At 61.2% G+C, this 16,920-nt stretch carries 16 protein-coding genes; 8 read left to right on the forward strand and 8 right to left on the reverse strand.

Going from position 1 to position 16,920, the window contains the following annotated elements:
• Positions 1-38 precede the first annotated feature (38 nt).
• The 4 genes from BLO97_RS17505 to BLO97_RS17520 are packed head-to-tail and all read right to left on the reverse strand — an operon-like array spanning position 39 to position 4,097.
• A complete protein-coding gene (locus BLO97_RS17505) occupies positions 39-1,079 on the reverse strand; it encodes an AbrB family transcriptional regulator (RefSeq protein WP_063322541.1) in 1,041 nt (346 codons plus the stop codon).
• Positions 1,072-2,586 (reverse strand): tripartite tricarboxylate transporter permease, encoded by a 1,515-nt coding sequence (locus BLO97_RS17510; RefSeq protein WP_092148623.1) that lies wholly within the window; start codon positions 2,584-2,586, stop codon positions 1,072-1,074. Before BLO97_RS17510 ends, BLO97_RS17505 begins: the two co-directional genes overlap by 8 nt.
• A 1-nt stretch (position 2,587) precedes the next feature.
• Positions 2,588-3,049 (reverse strand): tripartite tricarboxylate transporter TctB family protein, encoded by a 462-nt coding sequence (locus BLO97_RS17515; protein ID WP_063322539.1) that lies wholly within the window; start codon positions 3,047-3,049, stop codon positions 2,588-2,590.
• Positions 3,050-3,104: 55 nt separating this feature from the next.
• Complete coding sequence (locus BLO97_RS17520; protein ID WP_003198777.1) at positions 3,105-4,097, reverse strand: Bug family tripartite tricarboxylate transporter substrate binding protein; 993 nt, start codon at positions 4,095-4,097, stop codon at positions 3,105-3,107.
• A 426-nt stretch (positions 4,098-4,523) separates the two neighbouring features.
• On the opposite strand from BLO97_RS17520, the gene BLO97_RS17525 reads away from it, so the two are divergent.
• Positions 4,524-5,195, forward strand: a complete 672-nt coding sequence (locus BLO97_RS17525) for a response regulator (protein ID WP_063322537.1) — start codon at positions 4,524-4,526, stop codon at positions 5,193-5,195.
• The gene (locus BLO97_RS17530) at positions 5,188-6,579 is read left to right on the forward strand and encodes a sensor histidine kinase (RefSeq protein ID WP_092148620.1); all 1,392 of its coding nucleotides are present in this window, start codon (positions 5,188-5,190) and stop codon (positions 6,577-6,579) included. The genes BLO97_RS17525 and BLO97_RS17530 overlap by 8 nt, the downstream gene beginning before the upstream one ends.
• A gap of 182 nt (positions 6,580-6,761) precedes the next feature.
• Here BLO97_RS17530 and BLO97_RS17535 read toward each other — a convergent pair whose 3' ends face one another.
• Together BLO97_RS17535 and BLO97_RS17540 are read right to left on the reverse strand one after the other, a co-directional pair.
• Positions 6,762-7,583: an HDOD domain-containing protein gene (locus tag BLO97_RS17535; RefSeq protein ID WP_092347051.1), complete on the reverse strand. Its 822-nt coding sequence runs from the start codon at positions 7,581-7,583 to the stop codon at positions 6,762-6,764.
• Positions 7,584-7,618: 35 nt separating this feature from the next.
• Positions 7,619-8,560, reverse strand: coding sequence for a CAF17-like 4Fe-4S cluster assembly/insertion protein YgfZ (locus BLO97_RS17540; protein WP_092347054.1), 942 nt, complete (start codon positions 8,558-8,560; stop codon positions 7,619-7,621).
• A 149-nt stretch (positions 8,561-8,709) separates the two neighbouring features.
• On the opposite strand from BLO97_RS17540, the gene BLO97_RS17545 reads away from it, so the two are divergent.
• Positions 8,710-8,964, forward strand: a complete 255-nt coding sequence (locus BLO97_RS17545) for an FAD assembly factor SdhE (RefSeq protein WP_003184348.1) — start codon at positions 8,710-8,712, stop codon at positions 8,962-8,964.
• Positions 8,948-9,400, forward strand: a complete 453-nt coding sequence (locus BLO97_RS17550; RefSeq protein WP_092347057.1) for a protein YgfX — start codon at positions 8,948-8,950, stop codon at positions 9,398-9,400. The genes BLO97_RS17545 and BLO97_RS17550 overlap by 17 nt, the downstream gene beginning before the upstream one ends.
• Here BLO97_RS17550 and nadB read toward each other — a convergent pair.
• Positions 9,369-10,985, reverse strand: coding sequence for an L-aspartate oxidase (nadB, locus tag BLO97_RS17555; protein ID WP_063322532.1), 1,617 nt, complete (start codon positions 10,983-10,985; stop codon positions 9,369-9,371). The two genes, BLO97_RS17550 and nadB, sit on opposite strands and share 32 nt — an antisense overlap.
• Positions 10,986-11,544: 559 nt before the next feature.
• On the opposite strand from nadB, the gene rpoE reads away from it, so the two are divergent.
• The 4 genes from rpoE to BLO97_RS17575 all read left to right on the forward strand — a co-directional run bounded on the left by rpoE (position 11,545) and on the right by BLO97_RS17575 (position 15,370).
• Complete coding sequence (gene rpoE, locus BLO97_RS17560) at positions 11,545-12,126, forward strand: RNA polymerase sigma factor RpoE/AlgU (protein ID WP_003172477.1); 582 nt, start codon at positions 11,545-11,547, stop codon at positions 12,124-12,126.
• 31 nt (positions 12,127-12,157) lie between these two features.
• Entirely contained in the window at positions 12,158-12,745 is a 588-nt protein-coding gene (locus BLO97_RS17565; protein WP_039010798.1) for a sigma-E factor negative regulatory protein, read from the forward strand.
• Between the two features lie 12 nt (positions 12,746-12,757).
• Entirely contained in the window at positions 12,758-13,705 is a 948-nt protein-coding gene (locus BLO97_RS17570) for a MucB/RseB C-terminal domain-containing protein (protein WP_092148609.1), read from the forward strand.
• A gap of 234 nt (positions 13,706-13,939) precedes the next feature.
• Positions 13,940-15,370 carry a DegQ family serine endoprotease gene (locus BLO97_RS17575; protein ID WP_063322530.1) on the forward strand — a complete coding sequence of 477 codons (1,431 nt, stop codon included), beginning with the start codon at positions 13,940-13,942 and terminating at the stop codon, positions 15,368-15,370.
• Between the two features lie 61 nt (positions 15,371-15,431).
• On the opposite strand, the gene BLO97_RS17580 is transcribed toward BLO97_RS17575, so the two are convergent.
• On the reverse strand, positions 15,432-16,865 hold the full coding sequence (locus BLO97_RS17580) for a M48 family metalloprotease (RefSeq protein WP_063322529.1): 1,434 nt from the start codon (positions 16,863-16,865) through the stop codon (positions 15,432-15,434).
• Between the last annotated feature and the right edge of the window lie 55 nt (positions 16,866-16,920).

A 16,920-nucleotide genomic window follows, 5' to 3' on the forward strand; every position in this document is an offset into this window, starting at 1 on the left:
TGTGGGAGTGAGCTTGCTCGCGATGAAGGCAACTTGGTCTATAAGTCCGAACCCGGCTTGCGCATCCAATACCTGAACAACGGCTCCGCCAGAAACAACACAAACAGCAATCGCATCACCTGCAACGCTGTCACCAATGGCACTGACAGTTGCAATGTTTCCGCCGTCAGGCTCATTTCCGCGATGCCGCCGGGCATCATACCGAGTGTCAGTGAACGCAGATCCAGATGGGTCAAGGTGCTCAAGCCTAGGGCTGCAAGCGTGGCGATCAGCATCGTCAACACCGTGCCGATCAGGGTACGCCCCATGAACGACGGCGCCCGACGAAAGAACTGCCGGTTGAAATGACAACCCAATCCGCTGCCGATCAACCACTGGCCGACCTGGCTGGCGCCGTTGGGCAGGCCGATGTGCAGGTCCCAACCGACGCTCACCGCCGCACTTACCAGCAAGGGTCCGAACAACCAGGGGTTGGGTTGGCGCAATCGCTCCCAGACCCAGGCGAGCAGGGCGCCCGCCGGGAACAGGATCGCCAGCCACAGCCAGTCCACCGTCGTGGCGTGTTGCACCGGCGAGCCTTCGCCCAACAGGTACTTGAAGGCTGCCGGCACGCACAACACTACCACCAGCACCCGCAGGCTCTGGCCTGCTGCAACACGACTAAGGTCCGCGCCGTTGCGGGCGCCGAGGTTGACCATTTCGCCGGAACCGCCCGGCATGCTCGAGAAGAACGCGGTGGCGCGCTCCTCGCCAGTGCGACGCATTAGCCAGACACTCACCACGCTGGACACGCTGGTGATCAGCGCACCGAAGAAGATCAGGCCGAAGTGGCTCAGCACCTGCTCCATCACCACAGGAGTGAAGTGCAGGCCGATACCGATGCCCACCACCCATTGGCCGCACTTACGGCCGCCGGGGATTTCCATCAATTGCCACGGCGTCAGGCAGCGCACCAGGATGATCGCCAACAACGAGCCGACCATCCAGGGCAAAGGCCAGCCGATCAGGCTGGCCAGGTAACCGCCGGCCAGGCCGACCAGCGGTGTTCCCCACCATTGTCTGAATGTCGCCTCAGACATTGGCCAGGGCGCGACGTTGAGCGGCGCGGCGACGCCAGATTCGCAGCAATGGCATGAACAGCATGATCGCTGTCAGGATCCAGCAGCCGAACGTGATCGGGCTCGACCAGAGGATCTCCAGTGCACCGTTGGAAATCGACAGCGCACGCCGCAGGTTCTGCTCCATCAGGCCACCGAGGATGAAGCCCAGCAGCACTGGCGACAGCGGGAAGTCCAGCTTGCGCAGGATATAGCCGAAGATGCCGATACCGATCATCAGGAACAGGTCGAACGTGGTGGCATGCACCGCATAGACACCGATCCCGGTGATGATCGCGATGACCGGCACCAGCGCCCAGTTCGGCACCGCCAGGATCCGGGTGAAGATGCGGATCATCGGGATGTTGAGGATCACCAGCATGATGTTGGCGACGAACAACGACGCGATCAGGCCCCAGACGATGTCCGGCTGTTGCTGGAACAGCAGTGGACCGGGCGTGATGTTGTACAGCGACAGCGCGCCGATCATCACCGCGGTGGTGCCCGAGCCGGGAACACCGAGGGTCAGCATTGGCACCAGCGCACCGCAGGCCGCGCCACCGATGGCTGTTTCCGGGGCGGCGAGGCCGCGCTTGTCGCCCTGGCCGAACGTGCCACCGGCGCCGGCAATGCGTTTTTCCGTCATGTAGGCCACGGCACTGGCCAGGGTCGCACCAGCACCCGGCAGCACGCCCATGATGAAACCGAGCACGCCGCAGCGCAGGTTCACAGTGAAGACCGACGCGGCTTCCTTGAAGTTGAACATCATCCGCCCGGTAGCTTTCACTGCCTCCTGGCCGCGATGGGTTTTTTCCAGCAGCAACAGGATTTCGCTGATGGAGAACAGGCCCAGCACCAGCACGACGAACTGGATGCCGTCGGTCAAGTGGATGTTGTCACCGGTGAAGCGGTATACGCCGCTGTTGGCATCGATTCCGACACTGGACAGGAACAGGCCGATCAGCGCCGCGATGAAGGTCTTGAGCGGTCGGTCGCCGGCCATGCCGCCGAGGCAGACAATGGCGAACACCATCAGGACGAAATATTCCGCCGGCCCGAAGGCAATCGCCCATTTGGCCAGCAACGGTGCGAACAACACCATGCCGCAGGTGGCGATGAACGCGCCGATGAACGAACTCCACGCCGACAGCGACAACGCCACGCCGGCCAGGCCTTGGCGGGCCATTGGATAGCCATCGAGGGTGGTCATCACGGTGGAAGCTTCACCCGGGATGTTGAGCAGGATCGAGCTGATACGTCCGCCGTATTCGCAACCCAGGTACACCGCGGCCAGCAGGATCAGCGCCGATTCCGGCGGCAGCCCCAGGGCAAAGGCAATCGGGATCAGCAGCGCCACGCCGTTGATCGGGCCCAGGCCCGGCAGCAGGCCGACCACGGTGCCGATCAGGGTGCCGGTCAGTGCCGTGACGAGGTTGTAGGGGGTCAGTGCAACGCCAAAACCCTGGCCGAGATAATTCAGGGTATCCATATCAATTCTCCAGGACGTCGAGCAGGCCCAGGGGCAGCGGCACGTCCATCAGCTTGTCGAACAACAGGTAAAGACCGATGGCCATCAGGCTGATGATCACCACGCTGGGCACCCAGCGACCGCCGTAAAGGCGCGCCATCGGCACGCCGATCAGGATGCTGGCAAGAATGAAGCCCAAGGGTTCGAAGGTGCCGGCGAAGACCAGCAGCAGCACCACGCAGATACCGATTTTCTGCAAGGTTTCGCGGTCCAGGTGCGGGTCTTCGTCGCTATGCACGATGGGCGTCGGGCGAAACAGCATGTACAGCAATGCCAGCCCCATCAGCCCGAGCATCAGCAAGGGAAAGGCGCGCGGGCCGACCGGTTCGTAGGAAAAGGCCGCTTGATAGGGCCAGGCCATCAGCGCCAGGCCGATACAGGCCAGTAGCAGCACCGCGGCAAAAATACGTTGGATGGTGAGCATGACTAACTCCTGGGCGGCGCCGACAGTGCCGGCGCCGCCGCGAGAACAGAGACGGTTACTGGATCAGGCCGAACTCTTTGGCCAGCACCTTGTAATCAGCCACTTGTTTCTTCACATAGGCATCCAGTTCCGGGCCGGTCATGGCGAACGGGAACAGCTCGCGCTGGTCGCGCAACTTGGCGAACTCTTCGGAAGCCAGCAGTTTGTCGAACGCATCTTTCCACCAGGCGTAGTCTTCGTCGCTGACCTTTGGCCCGAGGTAGAAGCCACGGACCACTGGCCAGAGGATGTCGTAGCCTTGTTCGCGAGCGGTCGGGATGTCTTTCATTTCCGGCTCGTCCAGGCGTTTATCGGAGAACACCGCCAACAGACGCATGTCACCACTCTGGATGTGCGGCATGGAGTCGGAAATGTCCGTACTGCCGACCTGAATATGGCCGCCGAGCAGGGCTGTGGCGATTTCACCACCGCCTTCGAGTGCCACGTAGCGCAGTTTGCGCGGGTCGATGCCGGCAGCCTTGGCGATCAGGGCGGTTTGCATCCAGTCCTGGCTGCCGACGGTGCCGCCGGAACCGATGACCACGGAACCTGGATCTTTCTTCAGGGCCTGTACCAGATCATCGAGGTTCTTGTAGGGCGAATCGCTCTTTACCGCGATGGCGCCGTAGCTGGTGCCAACGGCCGCCAGCCAGCGCACGGCGTTTTCATCGAAACGACCGAACTTGCCTTGCGCCAGGTTCAACAGCGAACCGCTGGACCAGGCCACCAGCGTGCCGGCGTCGGCCGGGCGTTGGGCGACCACTGCGTTGTACGCCACCGCGCCGACACCGCCGGGCATGTAGGTCACACGCATGGGTTTGGTCAGCAGTTTCTGGTTCACCAGCGCGCTTTGCGCCAGTTTGCACGTCAGGTCGAAGCCGCCGCCCGGTGCCGCCGGGGCGATGCATTCGGGGCGCTTGGGCTCCTTGGATGGATCAGCGGCGAGCAACTGCCCGGCGAACATCAGGCATCCGGCGGCCAGGGCTACTTTACGCAGTGAAAGGTTCATTGTTGTCTCCACAGGATTGTTGTTATGCGTGGTGAAAATGTGTCGTTGACAGATCCCGCCCAAGTCATCGCTGACGGGGCGCGCAGGTCATTACCGGGATTGAATGCAGGGCGACACCGCCCAAGGCGGTCTGGTTGAAGCGAGAAGGGCGAGCAGGCGCTGGGGCCTGTAGCTGCATGGACAGCATGGTGAATACTCCGCTTTTATTCTTCTTATTCAGGACGAAAATGCTTCGTGGCATTTTTCATTCGCGATCGGGCGCCGCGACGGTCAGTCGAAACTATCCGTAAAGGGACTCTAACGGCCCAACCTTTCGCTAACCTTTCAAAAGCTTTCAGCGTGTTTTTTGGCTTCACACTGGCGGATGCGGCTGTAAACTCCGCGCCAAAGAATGGCGTCGGCCATCCCTGAATCGAGGAATAACCCATGCGTGTTCTGCTCGTCGAAGACCATCTGCAGCTCGCCGAAAGCGTTGCCCAAGCGCTCAAGAGTGCCGGTTTGACCGTGGACGTGCTGCACGACGGCGTCGCGGCCGACCTGGCCTTGAGCAGCGAGGAATACGCCGTGGCGGTCCTGGATGTCGGGCTGCCGCGCATGGACGGCTTCGAGGTGTTGGCGCGTCTGCGGGCCCGTGGCAAGACCTTGCCGGTACTGATGCTGACCGCTCGCAGCGACGTCAAGGACCGCGTCCATGGCCTGAACCTCGGCGCCGACGATTACCTGGCCAAGCCATTCGAGCTCACTGAGCTGGAGGCCCGGGTCAAGGCACTGTTGCGCCGCAGCGTACTGGGCGGCGAGCGCCAGCAGCGCTGTGGCGGGCTGGTCTATGACCTGGACACCCGCCGGTTTACCCTCGACGATGAACTGTTGACGCTGACCTCCCGTGAGCAAGCCGTGCTGGAGGCGTTGATCGCCCGGCCGGGGCGGGTGATGAGCAAGGAGCAACTGGCGGCCCAGGTGTTCGGCCTGGACGAAGAGGCCAGCCCCGACGCCATCGAAATCTACGTCCATCGCCTACGCAAGAAACTCGATGGTCATGCGGTGGCGATCGTGACGTTCCGCGGCCTGGGCTACCTGCTGGAAAATCGCAATGCATAAGCCCGACAGCCTGCGCTGGCGGCTGCTTCGCAACCTCGCGCTGCTGCTGGTGGTATTGATGCTCGCCAGCGGCTTGAGCGCCTATTGGAACGGTCGCGAGGCTGCCGACACCGCCTACGATCGGACCCTGCTGGCTTCGGCACGGACCATCGCTGCGGGCCTTTCGGCGCGTGACGGCAGCCTCAGTGCGGATGTGCCCTACGTGGCCCTGGATACTTTCGCCTACGACAGCGCCGGACGCATTTATTACCAGGTCAATGACATCGACAAGAAGCTGATTTCCGGCTATGAAAACCTCCCCGGTCCGCCGCCCGGCACGCCGCGCACGGACGATTACCCAGCCCTGGCGCGCTTTTACAACGCTCGCTATCAGGGCCAGAACGTGCGGGTGGTGAGCCTGCTCAAGGCCGTGAGCGAGCCGAACATGAACGGCATGGCGGAAATTCGTGTAGCGGAGACTGAAGAGGCGCGGGTCAGCATGGCCCGCGGGCTGATGGCCGACACGCTGTTGCGCCTGGGCATGCTGGCCGTGGGCGCGCTGCTGTTGGTGTGGTTTGCAGTCAGCGCGGCATTGCGCCCGTTGGAACGCTTGCGCACGGCGGTGGAAGAGCGCCAGTCGGATGACCTGCGGCCATTGCCCCTGGTGGAAGTGCAGCATGAACTCTGGCCGTTGGTGCGCGCCCTCAACCATTTCACCGAGCGTCTGCGCGGGCAATTCGAACGCCAGGCGCAATTCATTGCCGATGCCGCCCATGAATTGCGTACGCCCCTGGCTGCACTCAAGGCCCGCCTTGAGCTGGGCTTGCGAGCCAGCGAACCGGCGACCTGGCGTGAAACCCTGGAAACTGCGGCCCAGGGTACTGACCGGTTAACCCACCTGGCTAACCAATTGCTGTCCTTGGCGCGTGTGGAAAACGGCGCCCGGGCCATTGCCGAGGGCGGCGCGCAACTGCTTGATCTCAGCCAGTTGGCTCGTGAGTTGGGCATGGCCATGGCCCCGCTGGCCCATGCCCGAGGGGTGGCGCTGGCCCTGGAAGCCGACGAGCCTGTGTGGTTGCGGGGCGAGCCGACCTTGTTGAACGAGTTGTTGAGCAACCTGGTGGACAACGCCCTGGCCCATACCCCATCGGGCGGCAATGTAATCTTGCGGGTTTCTGCGCCGGCCGTGCTGGAGGTCGAGGACGATGGCCCCGGCATTCCGCTGCACGAGCGGGATCGGGTGTTCGAGCGCTTCTATCGACGCAACCAGCAAGTGGCCGGCTCCGGCCTGGGGTTGGCGATCGTGGGTGAAATCTGCCGTGCCCACTTGGCGCAGATTACCTTGCATGATGGGCTTGAGCGGGGGTTGAAGGTGCGGGTGAGTTTTATCCCAGGTTCAGATTGAGCCAAGGCCGAACACTGTTGTGGCGAGGGGATTTATCCCCGTCGGGCGCGCAGCGCCCCAGGATTTGCTATCACTGCGGTGTGTCTGTTCGGTCGATGGGGGCCGCTTCGCAGCCCAACGGGGATAAATCCCCTCACCACAGGTCAGCATCTGGCCCAGATTTCCTGCTTGTCAGGCTGGGCTTAATAAAACATCGACCGCGCTTCTTCGATATCCACGCAGCGGGCCTTGTTGTCCGGGTCGATCCCCAGTTTCTTGAAAGCCGGGACTGAAAACACATCAATTCGGCTGAGCGGGTGATCGGTGTCCTTGTAGCAATACAGCGCCGCGATCTGCACCAGGTCGACATAATCGATTTGCTTGGAATCCCGGGTGAAATCCAGATACAGCCCCGGCAGCTTCACCAACCGCTCCGGAAACTCCCAGACGCTAAGTAGTTTGTCCCCCAGTACCGGGTGAATCGTTTCGATGACGTGGTTGAGGCTGACCGGGTCCGACAGCAATTCATTGTTGTCTTGCGCATACGTCAGGATCGGCAACACGCCGATCTGGTGCACCAGCCCACCCAACGCGGCCTGGTCGGGCTTGAGTTGGGTGTAACCGCGACACAGCGCATAGCTGACGCCGGCGATCTCCAGGCTCTTGCGCCAGACCTCGCGCATCTTCAGTTCCACCACCTCGGAGCGGGCGTGGAAAATTTGCTCCATGACCAGGCCGATGGCCAGGTTGCTGCTGTAGTTGACGCCCAATCGAGTGATGGCCGTGTGCAGGTCGGTGACTTCCTGGGTGGCGCGCAGCAGTGGGCTGTTGACCACCTTTATCAGGCGTGCCGAGAGGGCCGTATCGCGGCCGATCACTTTGCTCAGGTTGCTGACGCTGATTTCCGGGTCTTCGGCGGCCCGGCGAATCTGCAGGGCCACTTCCGGTAATGTCGGCAGAACCAAGTCATCGTTATCGATGGCTTGCACCAAATCCCGTTGGACCTTATCCGCCAAATCGCTCATTTCGGTTCTCTAGGGTATTGCGGCAAATGCTGCGATCAGCGCTGGATTTCGCGGTCGCGATCCAGTTCGTAAGGCAGGTCCAACAGTTGAAGGCGTGGGCCTTCCAAGGCACCGAGGTGCAGATTGTCATCTTCTGCTGCTTCGGCCTGCAATACTGCCAGCAGTTCAATATTTCCTTCGCCGCGGGCGGCAATCACCACTTCGCCGATGGAACTGCCATGCGTGGGGGAGAACAGCGCTGTGCCGGGCTCCGGCAGTTCGCTGGCGTCCAGTTGCAGGCGATACAGGCGTCGCTTGAGCTTGCCCAGGTATTGCATGCGGGCGACGATTTCCTGGCCGGTGTAGCAGCCTTTCTTGAAACTCACGCCGCCGACGGCTTGCAGGTTGAGCATCTGTGGGATGAACAGTTCGCGGGTGGCCGGCATGACCTGGCCGATTCCTGCGCGGATCTGGCCCAGCAGCCAGGGGTTCAGGTCCGCTTCGGCCAGTTCTGCGCCCAGGCGGGTTCGCAGCGTCTGTGCCTGTTCGGCAGGGGCCCACAATTCGGCGCGACCGGGAGATACGCGGATGGCGATCAAGGCTTCATGGCGAGCCACGCTGTCGGTGTCGCTCGGCAGTTCGAGGCCCAGGTCGGTCAGCGCCTTGTCGGCGTTTTCCAGGCCGAAGCGAACCCAGGCCGCGCTTTCATCGGTGAGCTTGGACTTGGAGAACACGGCATATTTTTTCAAGTCGGCCAGTTGCGGTTCGAGCAACTCGGTGGCCATGGCCATCAATACACCGTCACCTTCAAGCAGAATGCGGAAACTCGATTGCATCCGGCCTTTCTGGGTGCAGCGGGCGCCGAGGCTGGCTCGTCTGTCGCTCAAGTAGTCGAGGTTGCAGGTCAATTGGCCTTGCAGGAATTTGCTGGCATCCACGCCGCGGACCGCGAGGACGCCTTCGTGGGACAGGGTGCAGAAAAAAACGGAATCAGCCATGGGTCATCGCAGGATAAAAGGTCTGGTAGACATCATAAGGGGGCGCCCTTGAAATGGGTAGTTCACAAAGGATCGGTGGTGCCCGACCAAAGCTGTCTGTTCCACTGCGGCGGGGCCTGTATACTTGCGCTCTATTTGAGGAGCGCTCCATGGTCGAAGATGTTGAACTGAATCGCCTCTACTGGCACAGCCGCCGCGGCATGCTTGAGCTGGACGTGTTGCTGGTGCCATTCGTCAAAGAGGTCTATCCCCATCTCAATGAAGTGGACCGCGCGTGCTATGTCCGCCTGCTCGAATGCGAGGATCAGGACATGTTCGGCTGGTTCATGGAGCGCAGTGAATCCGAAGACCCTGAGTTGCAGCGCATGGTCCGGATGATTCTGGACCGTGTCCAGCCCAAGTAATCGCTTCGAATGCCGCTGGCAGGCCTCCGGGCAACTGCTGGCGGCTTATCTGCTGGCCCAGGTGTTCGCCCTGGGTTCGTTGTGCCTGTTGTCCGTCCCATCCTGGTTCGCAGCGCTTGGCATTGTATTGTGCCTGGCCCATGGTGCCTGGGTGTTCCCCCGATATGTCGTGCTGACCCATCGCCGGGCTTTCTGCGGGTTGCGTCGTAATGCCGCTGGCTGGCAACTCTGGAGCCGGGCCGATGGGTGGCGGGCTGTGCAACTGCGCCCCGATAGCCTGGCGCTGCCGATGATCGTCGTGCTGCGTTTTCGCGTGCAGGGTGAACGGCGGGTCCGGTCGGTGTGTGTGCCGCGCGACGCGCTGGCGCCGGATGTTCATCGGCGCCTGCGGGTGCAGCTCAGGTTCAGTCGGCGTAGGTGGGCGGCACCAGGATAGTGTCCAGTGCCTCGGGCAGCAGGTTCGGGTAGTCGAGGGTGTAATGCAGCCCCCGGCTTTCCTTGCGTTCCATGGCCGAGCGAATCATCAGTTCGGCCACCTGGGCCAGGTTGCGCAGTTCGATCAGGTCGCGACTGACTTTATAGTTGCTGTAGAACTCGTCGATTTCATCCAGCAGCAAGCGCACCCGATGTTGTGCTCGTTGCAGGCGCTTGTTGGTGCGCACGATGCCCACGTAGTCCCACATGAATCGCCGTAGTTCGTCCCAGTTGTGCGCGATGATCACGTCTTCATCCGAATCGGTGACCTGGCTGGCGTCCCACGAGGGCAGGGCGGCTGGAACGGCAATCTGCGGCAATTGCGCCAGGATGTCTGCCGCCGCCGAGCGGGCGTAGACGAAGCATTCCAGCAGCGAGTTGCTGGCCATGCGGTTGGCGCCATGCAGGCCGGTGAAGCTGGTTTCGCCAATGGCGTACAGGCCAGGCACGTCGGTGCGGCCCTGTTGGTCGACCATCACGCCACCGCAGGTGTAATGCGCTGCCGGCACCACCGGAATCGGCTGCTTGGTGATGTCGATGGAGAACTCCAGGCAGCGTTCGTACACCGTCGGGAAGTGGCTCTTGATGAACGCTTCGGGCTTGTGGCTGATGTCCAGGTAAACGCAATCGATACCCAGGCGCTTCATTTCGTGGTCGATGGCCCGGGCGACGATGTCGCGCGGCGCCAGTTCGGCGCGCGGATCGAAGCGTTGCATGAAGCGTTCGCCGTTGGGCAGTTTCAGGTGGGCCCCTTCGCCACGCAGGGCTTCGGTGATCAGGAAACTCTTGGCCAGCGGGTGATAGAGGCAGGTGGGGTGAAACTGGTTGAACTCCAGGTTCGCCACCCGGCAACCCGAACGCCAGGCCATGGCAATGCCATCGCCGCAGGCGCCGTCGGGGTTGCTGGTATAAAGGTAGACTTTCGCTGCGCCGCCGGACGCCAGGATGACGAAGCGCGCACCGTAGGTATCGACTTCACCGGTGCCGCGATTGAGCACGTAGGCACCGAGGCAGCGATCGCCGTCCAGGCCCAGGCGTTTTTCGGTGATCAGGTCGACCGCGACGCGCTGTTCCAGCAACTCGATGTTCGGCCGCAGTCGCGCCTGGGCGAGCAGGGTCTTGAAGATCGCTGCACCGGTGGCGTCGGCCGCATGGATGATGCGTCGATGGCTGTGACCGCCTTCGCGCGTCAAGTGGAACTCGAAACCGCCGTCTTCGGTGCCCGATTGTTCGTCACGGGTAAACGGTACGCCTTGGTCGATCAGCCACTGGATGGCTTCCCTGCTGTGTTCCACGGTGAAACGCACCGCCTGTGGATTGCAAAGGCCACCACCGGCGTTGAGGGTGTCGTCGACATGGGACTCAATGGTGTCGGTATCGTCCAGTACGGCTGCGACGCCGCCCTGGGCCCAGAAGGTCGAACCGTTGGCCAGGTCGCCCTTGCTCAGTACTGCAATGCGCAAATGCGCAGGCAAAGTCAGCGCAAGGCTCAATCCGGCGGCTCCGCTGCCGATTACCAGAACATCGTGTTGAAACTGTTGGCTCATTCGAATGGTTTCCGCTCAAGGCGACCCGGGTCGGGGTTGGCGCAAGACACCGCTTCAACGGGTCAGGCAGCCACGCAGCCCACTAGTATATAGAGGGGGGGATCGGCACAATAGCCGGGCATTCATGGCAATGTGAAACCAGCGTGACGGAAAAGCGACACGCTTCGTCGGATTGCCGGTTTGGGTACAACGTCGATAAGGCCGCCGTTTCGAGGATAGAACGCTGTTTATCTCGTCACGGTTGCCTGATATTCAGTGTACAGCGCTATAGATAGCGGGAACTTTTGCCAAGCGCCTACGTTCAATAGACGGTTGTCTGCAAAAGGGAGCAGCGTCGGGTTGGTGCAAGATTTCGATTGGAGTCTCTGCCGTCAGGCCCGGTGACAGATTATTCGCGCAGCCGGGGAATCTCCTGCTGCGTTTTTCGTGCGTGCCGAGATCAGAGCGCGCCGGAAACTTGCTTGGAAGGGGGAGAACTTTTGCGAAAAGCCCGAGTCTATGTTTGCAAGCCCGGTCAATTAGTAATGCAAGCCTCCTTCGAGCTTATCGAGGAGTGTTCATGCTAACCCAGGAAGAGGATCAGCAGCTGGTCGAGCGCGTCCAACGCGGCGACAAGCGAGCTTTCGATCTGCTAGTGCTTAAATACCAGCACAAAATTCTCGGGTTGATCGTGCGTTTCGTGCACGACACCCATGAAGCGCAGGATGTCGCTCAGGAAGCCTTCATCAAGGCCTACCGCGCACTTGGTAATTTTCGCGGGGACAGCGCGTTTTATACGTGGCTTTACCGCATCGCCATCAACACGGCGAAAAACTATCTGGTTTCACGCGGCCGCCGGCCGCCGGATAGCGATGTAAGTTCTGAGGATGCCGAGTTCTATGATGGCGATCATGGCCTCAAGGATCTCGAGTCACCAGAACGTGCGTTGCTGCGGGATGAGATCGAAGGCACCGTCCATCGAACCATCCAGCAATTGCCCGAAGATTTGCGTACGGCTTTAACTTTACGCGAGTTCGACGGTCTGAGTTACGAAGACATTGCGAGCGTCATGCAATGTCCTGTAGGCACCGTGCGCTCCCGGATCTTCCGCGCCCGGGAGGCCATTGATAAAGCCCTGCAACCTTTGTTGCAGGAAAACTAGAGACAGCGGCGACAGCCAAGAGAGGAACGCCATGAGTCGTGAAGCCCTGCAGGAATCGCTGTCCGCAGTGATGGATAACGAAGCGGACGAACTGGAATTGCGTCGGGTATTGAATGCCTTCGACGATGTTGAAACCCGTGAGACCTGGGCTCGTTACCAGATCGCCCGGGCCGTGATGCACAAGGATTTGTTGCTTCCACGCCTGGACATCGCTGCGGCCGTTTCCGCTGCATTGGCTGACGAAGCCGTACCGGCTAAAGCCTCTCGCGGACCATGGCGCAGCCTGGGTCGCCTGGCAGTAGCCGCTTCGGTCACCGTGGCCGTACTGGCCGGTGTGCGCCTGTACAACCAGGATGAGATTGCCGGCGTGCAGATGGCGCAGCAATCCAACCAGCCTGGCCTGGCCGCTCCACAGGTCAAGGGCCCAGCGGTACTGGCCGGTTACAGCGAAGGCTCGGAAACCGCAGGCCCAATGGTCAATGGTGTTCTGCAAGGCCAACCTGGCTGGCATGATCAGCGTCTGCCCAACTACCTGCGTCAGCATGCTCAGCAAGCTGCCCTGAAAGGTACTGAAAGCGCACTGCCTTACGCCCGTGCAGCCAGCATGGAAAATCGTTAATAAGGAAAACCATTGCGCGCCATACCTCTATTCACGCTTCTGCTTGGTGGCTGGTGTGCGATTCCAGCCCATGCCGATGAGGCTCAGGATTGGTTGAATCGCCTGAGTCAAGCCGAGCAGCAGCAGAGCTTCCAGGGCACTTTCGTTTACGAGCGCAACGGTAGTTTTTCTACCCATAACATCTGGCATCGCGTCCAGGATGGCAAAGTCCGCGAGCGGTTACTCCAGCTCGACGGCTCGGCACAGGAAGTCCTGCGCATTGATGGGCATACTCAATGCGTCAGTGGCTCCTTGATCGCGGGGCTGGGCAATACGCCTGACGGCACCTCACGTGCGCTCGATCCGCAAAAACTCAAGAATTGGTATGACCTGGCCGTCATTGGCAAGTCGCGCGTGGCCGGGCGTCAAGCGGTCATTGTGGCGATGACGCCAAAGGACCAGCATCGCTATGGTTTCGAGCTGCACCTGGATAAAGAGACCGGCTTGCCGCTCAAGTCCCTGTTGCTCAATGACAAGGGCCAGTTGCTCGAACGTTTCCAGTTCACCCGCTTGAATGTCGCCGCGCCGACAGACGGTGATCTGCAAGCCAGCGCCGAATGCAAGGCTGTCACGCAGGATTCCGCCAAGGTCGTCGCGGTGAAAGCCGCCTGGCACTCGGACTGGCTTCCGCCTGGGTTCGAGCTGTCCAGCAGTGCCGTGCGCAAGGACCCGGACACTCAGGTCCAGGTCAACAGCTTGATGTACGACGATGGCCTGGCGCGCTTCTCGGTGTTCCTGGAGCCGTTGAACGGTGCCAACGCCACTGATACCCGTACTCAGCTCGGCCCGACGGCTGCCGTCTCCCGCAGGCTCACGACGCCCCAGGGTGAGATGATGGTCACGGTGGTCGGTGAGATTCCTATCGGTACGGCGGAACGGATTGCGCTTTCCATGCGTTCCGACGTCACGGCAACTCAATAGCCTGCTGGCTGGATGGGTGGTTCGATTGTGCGAGAGGCTGATGATGCCAGGGCTTGATCGAAATGCCGAAACTTTCTGTCAGTATTTTCATTTGCAAAAACCCAGCTTTTTTTCTATAGGTCAGAGCCGCTCGGCCCTGGCCTTGTCTGTTTCCGGAACAAAAATACCGGCGTATCTTTTCCTGGTATTCCTTGCTCCATATCGCTTAACCATGCTCGTCGTAACGGGAGCCGTATGTCGATACCACGCTTGAAAACCTATCTCTCTATCCTTGCCACCGTGCTTGTGCTCGGCCAGGCCGTTCCTGCCGTGGCGGTCGAGTTGCCCGACTTTACGCAATTGGTCGAGCAGGCGTCGCCCGCCGTAGTGAACATCAGCACGACCCAGAAGCTGCCGGATCGCCGCGTGTCGGACCAGCAAATGCCAGACCTGGAAGGTTTGCCGCCGATGCTGCGTGAGTTCTTCGAACGCGGCATGCCGCAACAACCCCGTTCGCCTGGCGGTGGTCGCCAGCGCGAAGCGCAATCCCTGGGGTCGGGTTTCATTATTTCGTCTGATGGCTACATCCTGACCAACAACCATGTGATCGCCGATGCCGACGAAATCCTGGTACGCCTGGCCGATCGCAGTGAGCTCAAGGCCAAGCTGATCGGCACCGACCCGCGTTCCGACGTGGCGCTGTTGAAAATCGAAGGCAAGGATCTGCCCGTGCTCAAGCTGGGCAAATCCCAGGACCTGAAAGCCGGCCAATGGGTCGTGGCCATTGGTTCGCCGTTCGGCTTCGACCACACCGTGACCCAGGGTATTGTCAGCGCCATCGGTCGCAGCCTGCCGAACGAAAACTACGTGCCGTTCATCCAGACCGACGTACCGATCAACCCAGGTAACTCCGGTGGCCCGCTGTTCAACCTCGCGGGTGAAGTCGTCGGCATCAACTCCCAGATCTATACCCGTTCGGGTGGTTTCATGGGCGTGTCCTTCGCGATTCCGATCGACGTTGCCATGGACGTGTCCAATCAACTGAAAAGCGAAGGCAAGGTGAGCCGCGGCTGGTTGGGCGTGGTCATTCAGGAAGTGAACAAGGATCTGGCCGAGTCGTTCGGGCTGGAAAAACCGGCCGGTGCGCTGGTGGCGCAGATCCAGGAAGGTGGCCCGGCTGCCAAGGGCGGCCTGCAAGTGGGTGACGTGATCCTGAGCATGAATGGTCAGCCGATCGTCATGTCCGCCGACCTGCCGCACTTGGTAGGTGCCCTCAAGGCCGGTGCCAAGGCCAATCTGGAAGTGATTCGTGAAGGCAAGCGCAAGAACGTCGAATTGACCGTCGGCGCCATTCCTGAAGAAGGCAAGGAGTTGGATTCGCTGCCCAAGTCTGGCGTCGAGCGCAGCAGCAACCGTCTGGGCGTGGCTGTGGCCGAGCTGACCGAAGAGCAGAAGCGCACCCTGGAGCTTCAGGGCGGTGTGGTGATCAAGGAGGTGCAGGATGGTCCTGCCGCCCTGATCGGTCTTCAGCCGGGCGATATCATTACGCACCTGAACAACCAGGCCATCGGTTCCGCCAAGGAGTTCACCGACATCGCCAAGGCGTTGCCGAAGAATCGTTCGGTCTCGATGCGGGTCCTGCGCCAGGGGCGTGCGAGCTTCATCACCTTCAAGCTGGCCGAATGACCGGTTAGCGGCTCAAAAAAACCGCCTCGATAGAGGCGGTTTTTTATTGTCTGGCAAATGCTCAGCCCATCATGTCCTTGACCATGCGTTCCTGCTCCATGAGTTCCCGCTGCCGGGCGTCGATGCGTGACGACAGGGGGAAATTGGTGCCGGCGCGCCGTTTGGCGAAGTCCAACTGCTGAATGGCCTGACGGTAGTCGCCCACCAGTGCGAAGTACTCGGCACGAGCCTGATGCAGGCCGATGATATTGCCCGACAGCCCGCGGGTCTCGGCCACCATGTACCAGACATCCGGATCGTCCGGACGGGTCTTGAGCAAGTTTTCCAGGGCCTTCTCGGCGTCGGCGGGGCGGTTCTGCTTGAGCAGCAGGTCGACGCGCACCTGGTTGAGCGGATAGTTGCCCGGGTATTGGCCCAGCATCCGGTCGACGCGGGATTGAGCGTCGGCCAGTTTGTTGCTGGTGATGTCCAGGTCCACCTGGGCGAGGTTGTAGATGATCTCGTTGGGCGATTTGGCCAGCAACGGCTTGAGGTTCTCCCGTGCTTCATTCAACTGGCCACCCTTGATCTGCGCGATCGCCAGGCCATAGCGCGCCACGTCGTTCTTCGGGTTCTCATCCAGCTGCGCCCGGAAGCGCTTGGCGCCCAGGCCCGGGGTTTCTTCATAGATCAACTGGACCCGTGCGCGAATCAGTTGATAGCGCACACTGTCCTCGATACCGCCCGGCTTGGCCTGTTCGGCGCGGTTGCGGGTGTCGGCGATCCGGGATTCGGTCACCGGGTGAGTCAGCAGGAATTCCGGGGGCCTGGCGTCGAACCGGTACTGGCGCATCAGGCGCTCGAACATGGTCGGCATGGACCGCGGGTCGTAGCCGGCCTTTTCAAGGTTCTGGATACCGATGCGGTCGGCTTCCTGTTCGTTCTGGCGCGAGAAACGCCGTTGTTCCTGGATGGCCGCGGCCTGGGTCCCGGCGATGGCCGCAATCCCGGCGTCACCGCCACCGGCGGCGGCAATCACGATGCCGGCCAGCAGTGCGGCCATCATTGGCACTTGCATGCGCTGCTGGGCTTCGACGCCGCGGGCGAAGTGGCGTTGTGACAAGTGCGCCAGTTCGTGGGCCATGACCGAGGCGTATTCGCCTTCGGTCTGCGCATTGAGGAACAGGCCGCCGTTGACCCCGACGATTCCTCCAGGTGCGGCGAAGGCGTTGAGCTGCGGGCTGTTGATCAGGATGAACTCCAGACGTCGGTCGTTGACCTGGCTGGTTTCCACCAGTTTATAGACGCTGGATTCGACGTAGTCCTTGAGCTGTGGATCGTTGAGCTGTGAAACCTGGCTACGCAGCAGGGCCAGCCAGGCGCGGCCCAGTTGGTGCTCCTGTTCTGGCGAGACGATGGCAGAACTGGCATCGCCAAGTGACGGCAGGTCGTCGGCGAAGCCCGGTGAGGCAAGCAGGCAAGCGAGCGTCAGCAGGGTGGGGCGCAGAAATGTCATGCACGAAGCCTTAGTCGACAAAGACCTTACTGTAGCCGGACACCGGGCCCGGGAC

Source organism: Pseudomonas sp. NFACC05-1, from assembly GCF_900100135.1.
Taxonomy (GTDB): domain Bacteria; phylum Pseudomonadota; class Gammaproteobacteria; order Pseudomonadales; family Pseudomonadaceae; genus Aquipseudomonas; species Aquipseudomonas fluorescens_Q.

Excerpts from the sequence above, each read along its gene's own strand:
- BLO97_RS17505 (WP_063322541.1), bottom strand. The coding sequence starts at position 1,079 with ATGTCTGAGGCGACATTCAGACAATGGTGGGGAACACCGCTGGTCGGC.
- BLO97_RS17510 (WP_092148623.1), bottom strand. The coding sequence starts at position 2,586 with ATGGATACCCTGAATTATCTCGGCCAGGGTTTTGGCGTTGCACTGACC.
- BLO97_RS17515 (WP_063322539.1), bottom strand. The coding sequence starts at position 3,049 with ATGCTCACCATCCAACGTATTTTTGCCGCGGTGCTGCTACTGGCCTGT.
- BLO97_RS17520 (WP_003198777.1), bottom strand. The coding sequence starts at position 4,097 with ATGAACCTTTCACTGCGTAAAGTAGCCCTGGCCGCCGGATGCCTGATG.
- BLO97_RS17525 (WP_063322537.1), top strand. The coding sequence starts at position 4,524 with ATGCGTGTTCTGCTCGTCGAAGACCATCTGCAGCTCGCCGAAAGCGTT.
- BLO97_RS17530 (WP_092148620.1), top strand. The coding sequence starts at position 5,188 with ATGCATAAGCCCGACAGCCTGCGCTGGCGGCTGCTTCGCAACCTCGCG.
- BLO97_RS17535 (WP_092347051.1), bottom strand. The coding sequence starts at position 7,583 with ATGAGCGATTTGGCGGATAAGGTCCAACGGGATTTGGTGCAAGCCATC.
- BLO97_RS17540 (WP_092347054.1), bottom strand. The coding sequence starts at position 8,560 with ATGGCTGATTCCGTTTTTTTCTGCACCCTGTCCCACGAAGGCGTCCTC.
- BLO97_RS17545 (WP_003184348.1), top strand. The coding sequence starts at position 8,710 with ATGGTCGAAGATGTTGAACTGAATCGCCTCTACTGGCACAGCCGCCGC.
- nadB (WP_063322532.1), bottom strand. The coding sequence starts at position 10,985 with ATGAGCCAACAGTTTCAACACGATGTTCTGGTAATCGGCAGCGGAGCC.
- rpoE (WP_003172477.1), top strand. The coding sequence starts at position 11,545 with ATGCTAACCCAGGAAGAGGATCAGCAGCTGGTCGAGCGCGTCCAACGC.
- BLO97_RS17565 (WP_039010798.1), top strand. The coding sequence starts at position 12,158 with ATGAGTCGTGAAGCCCTGCAGGAATCGCTGTCCGCAGTGATGGATAAC.
- BLO97_RS17575 (WP_063322530.1), top strand. The coding sequence starts at position 13,940 with ATGTCGATACCACGCTTGAAAACCTATCTCTCTATCCTTGCCACCGTG.
- BLO97_RS17580 (WP_063322529.1), bottom strand. The coding sequence starts at position 16,865 with ATGACATTTCTGCGCCCCACCCTGCTGACGCTCGCTTGCCTGCTTGCC.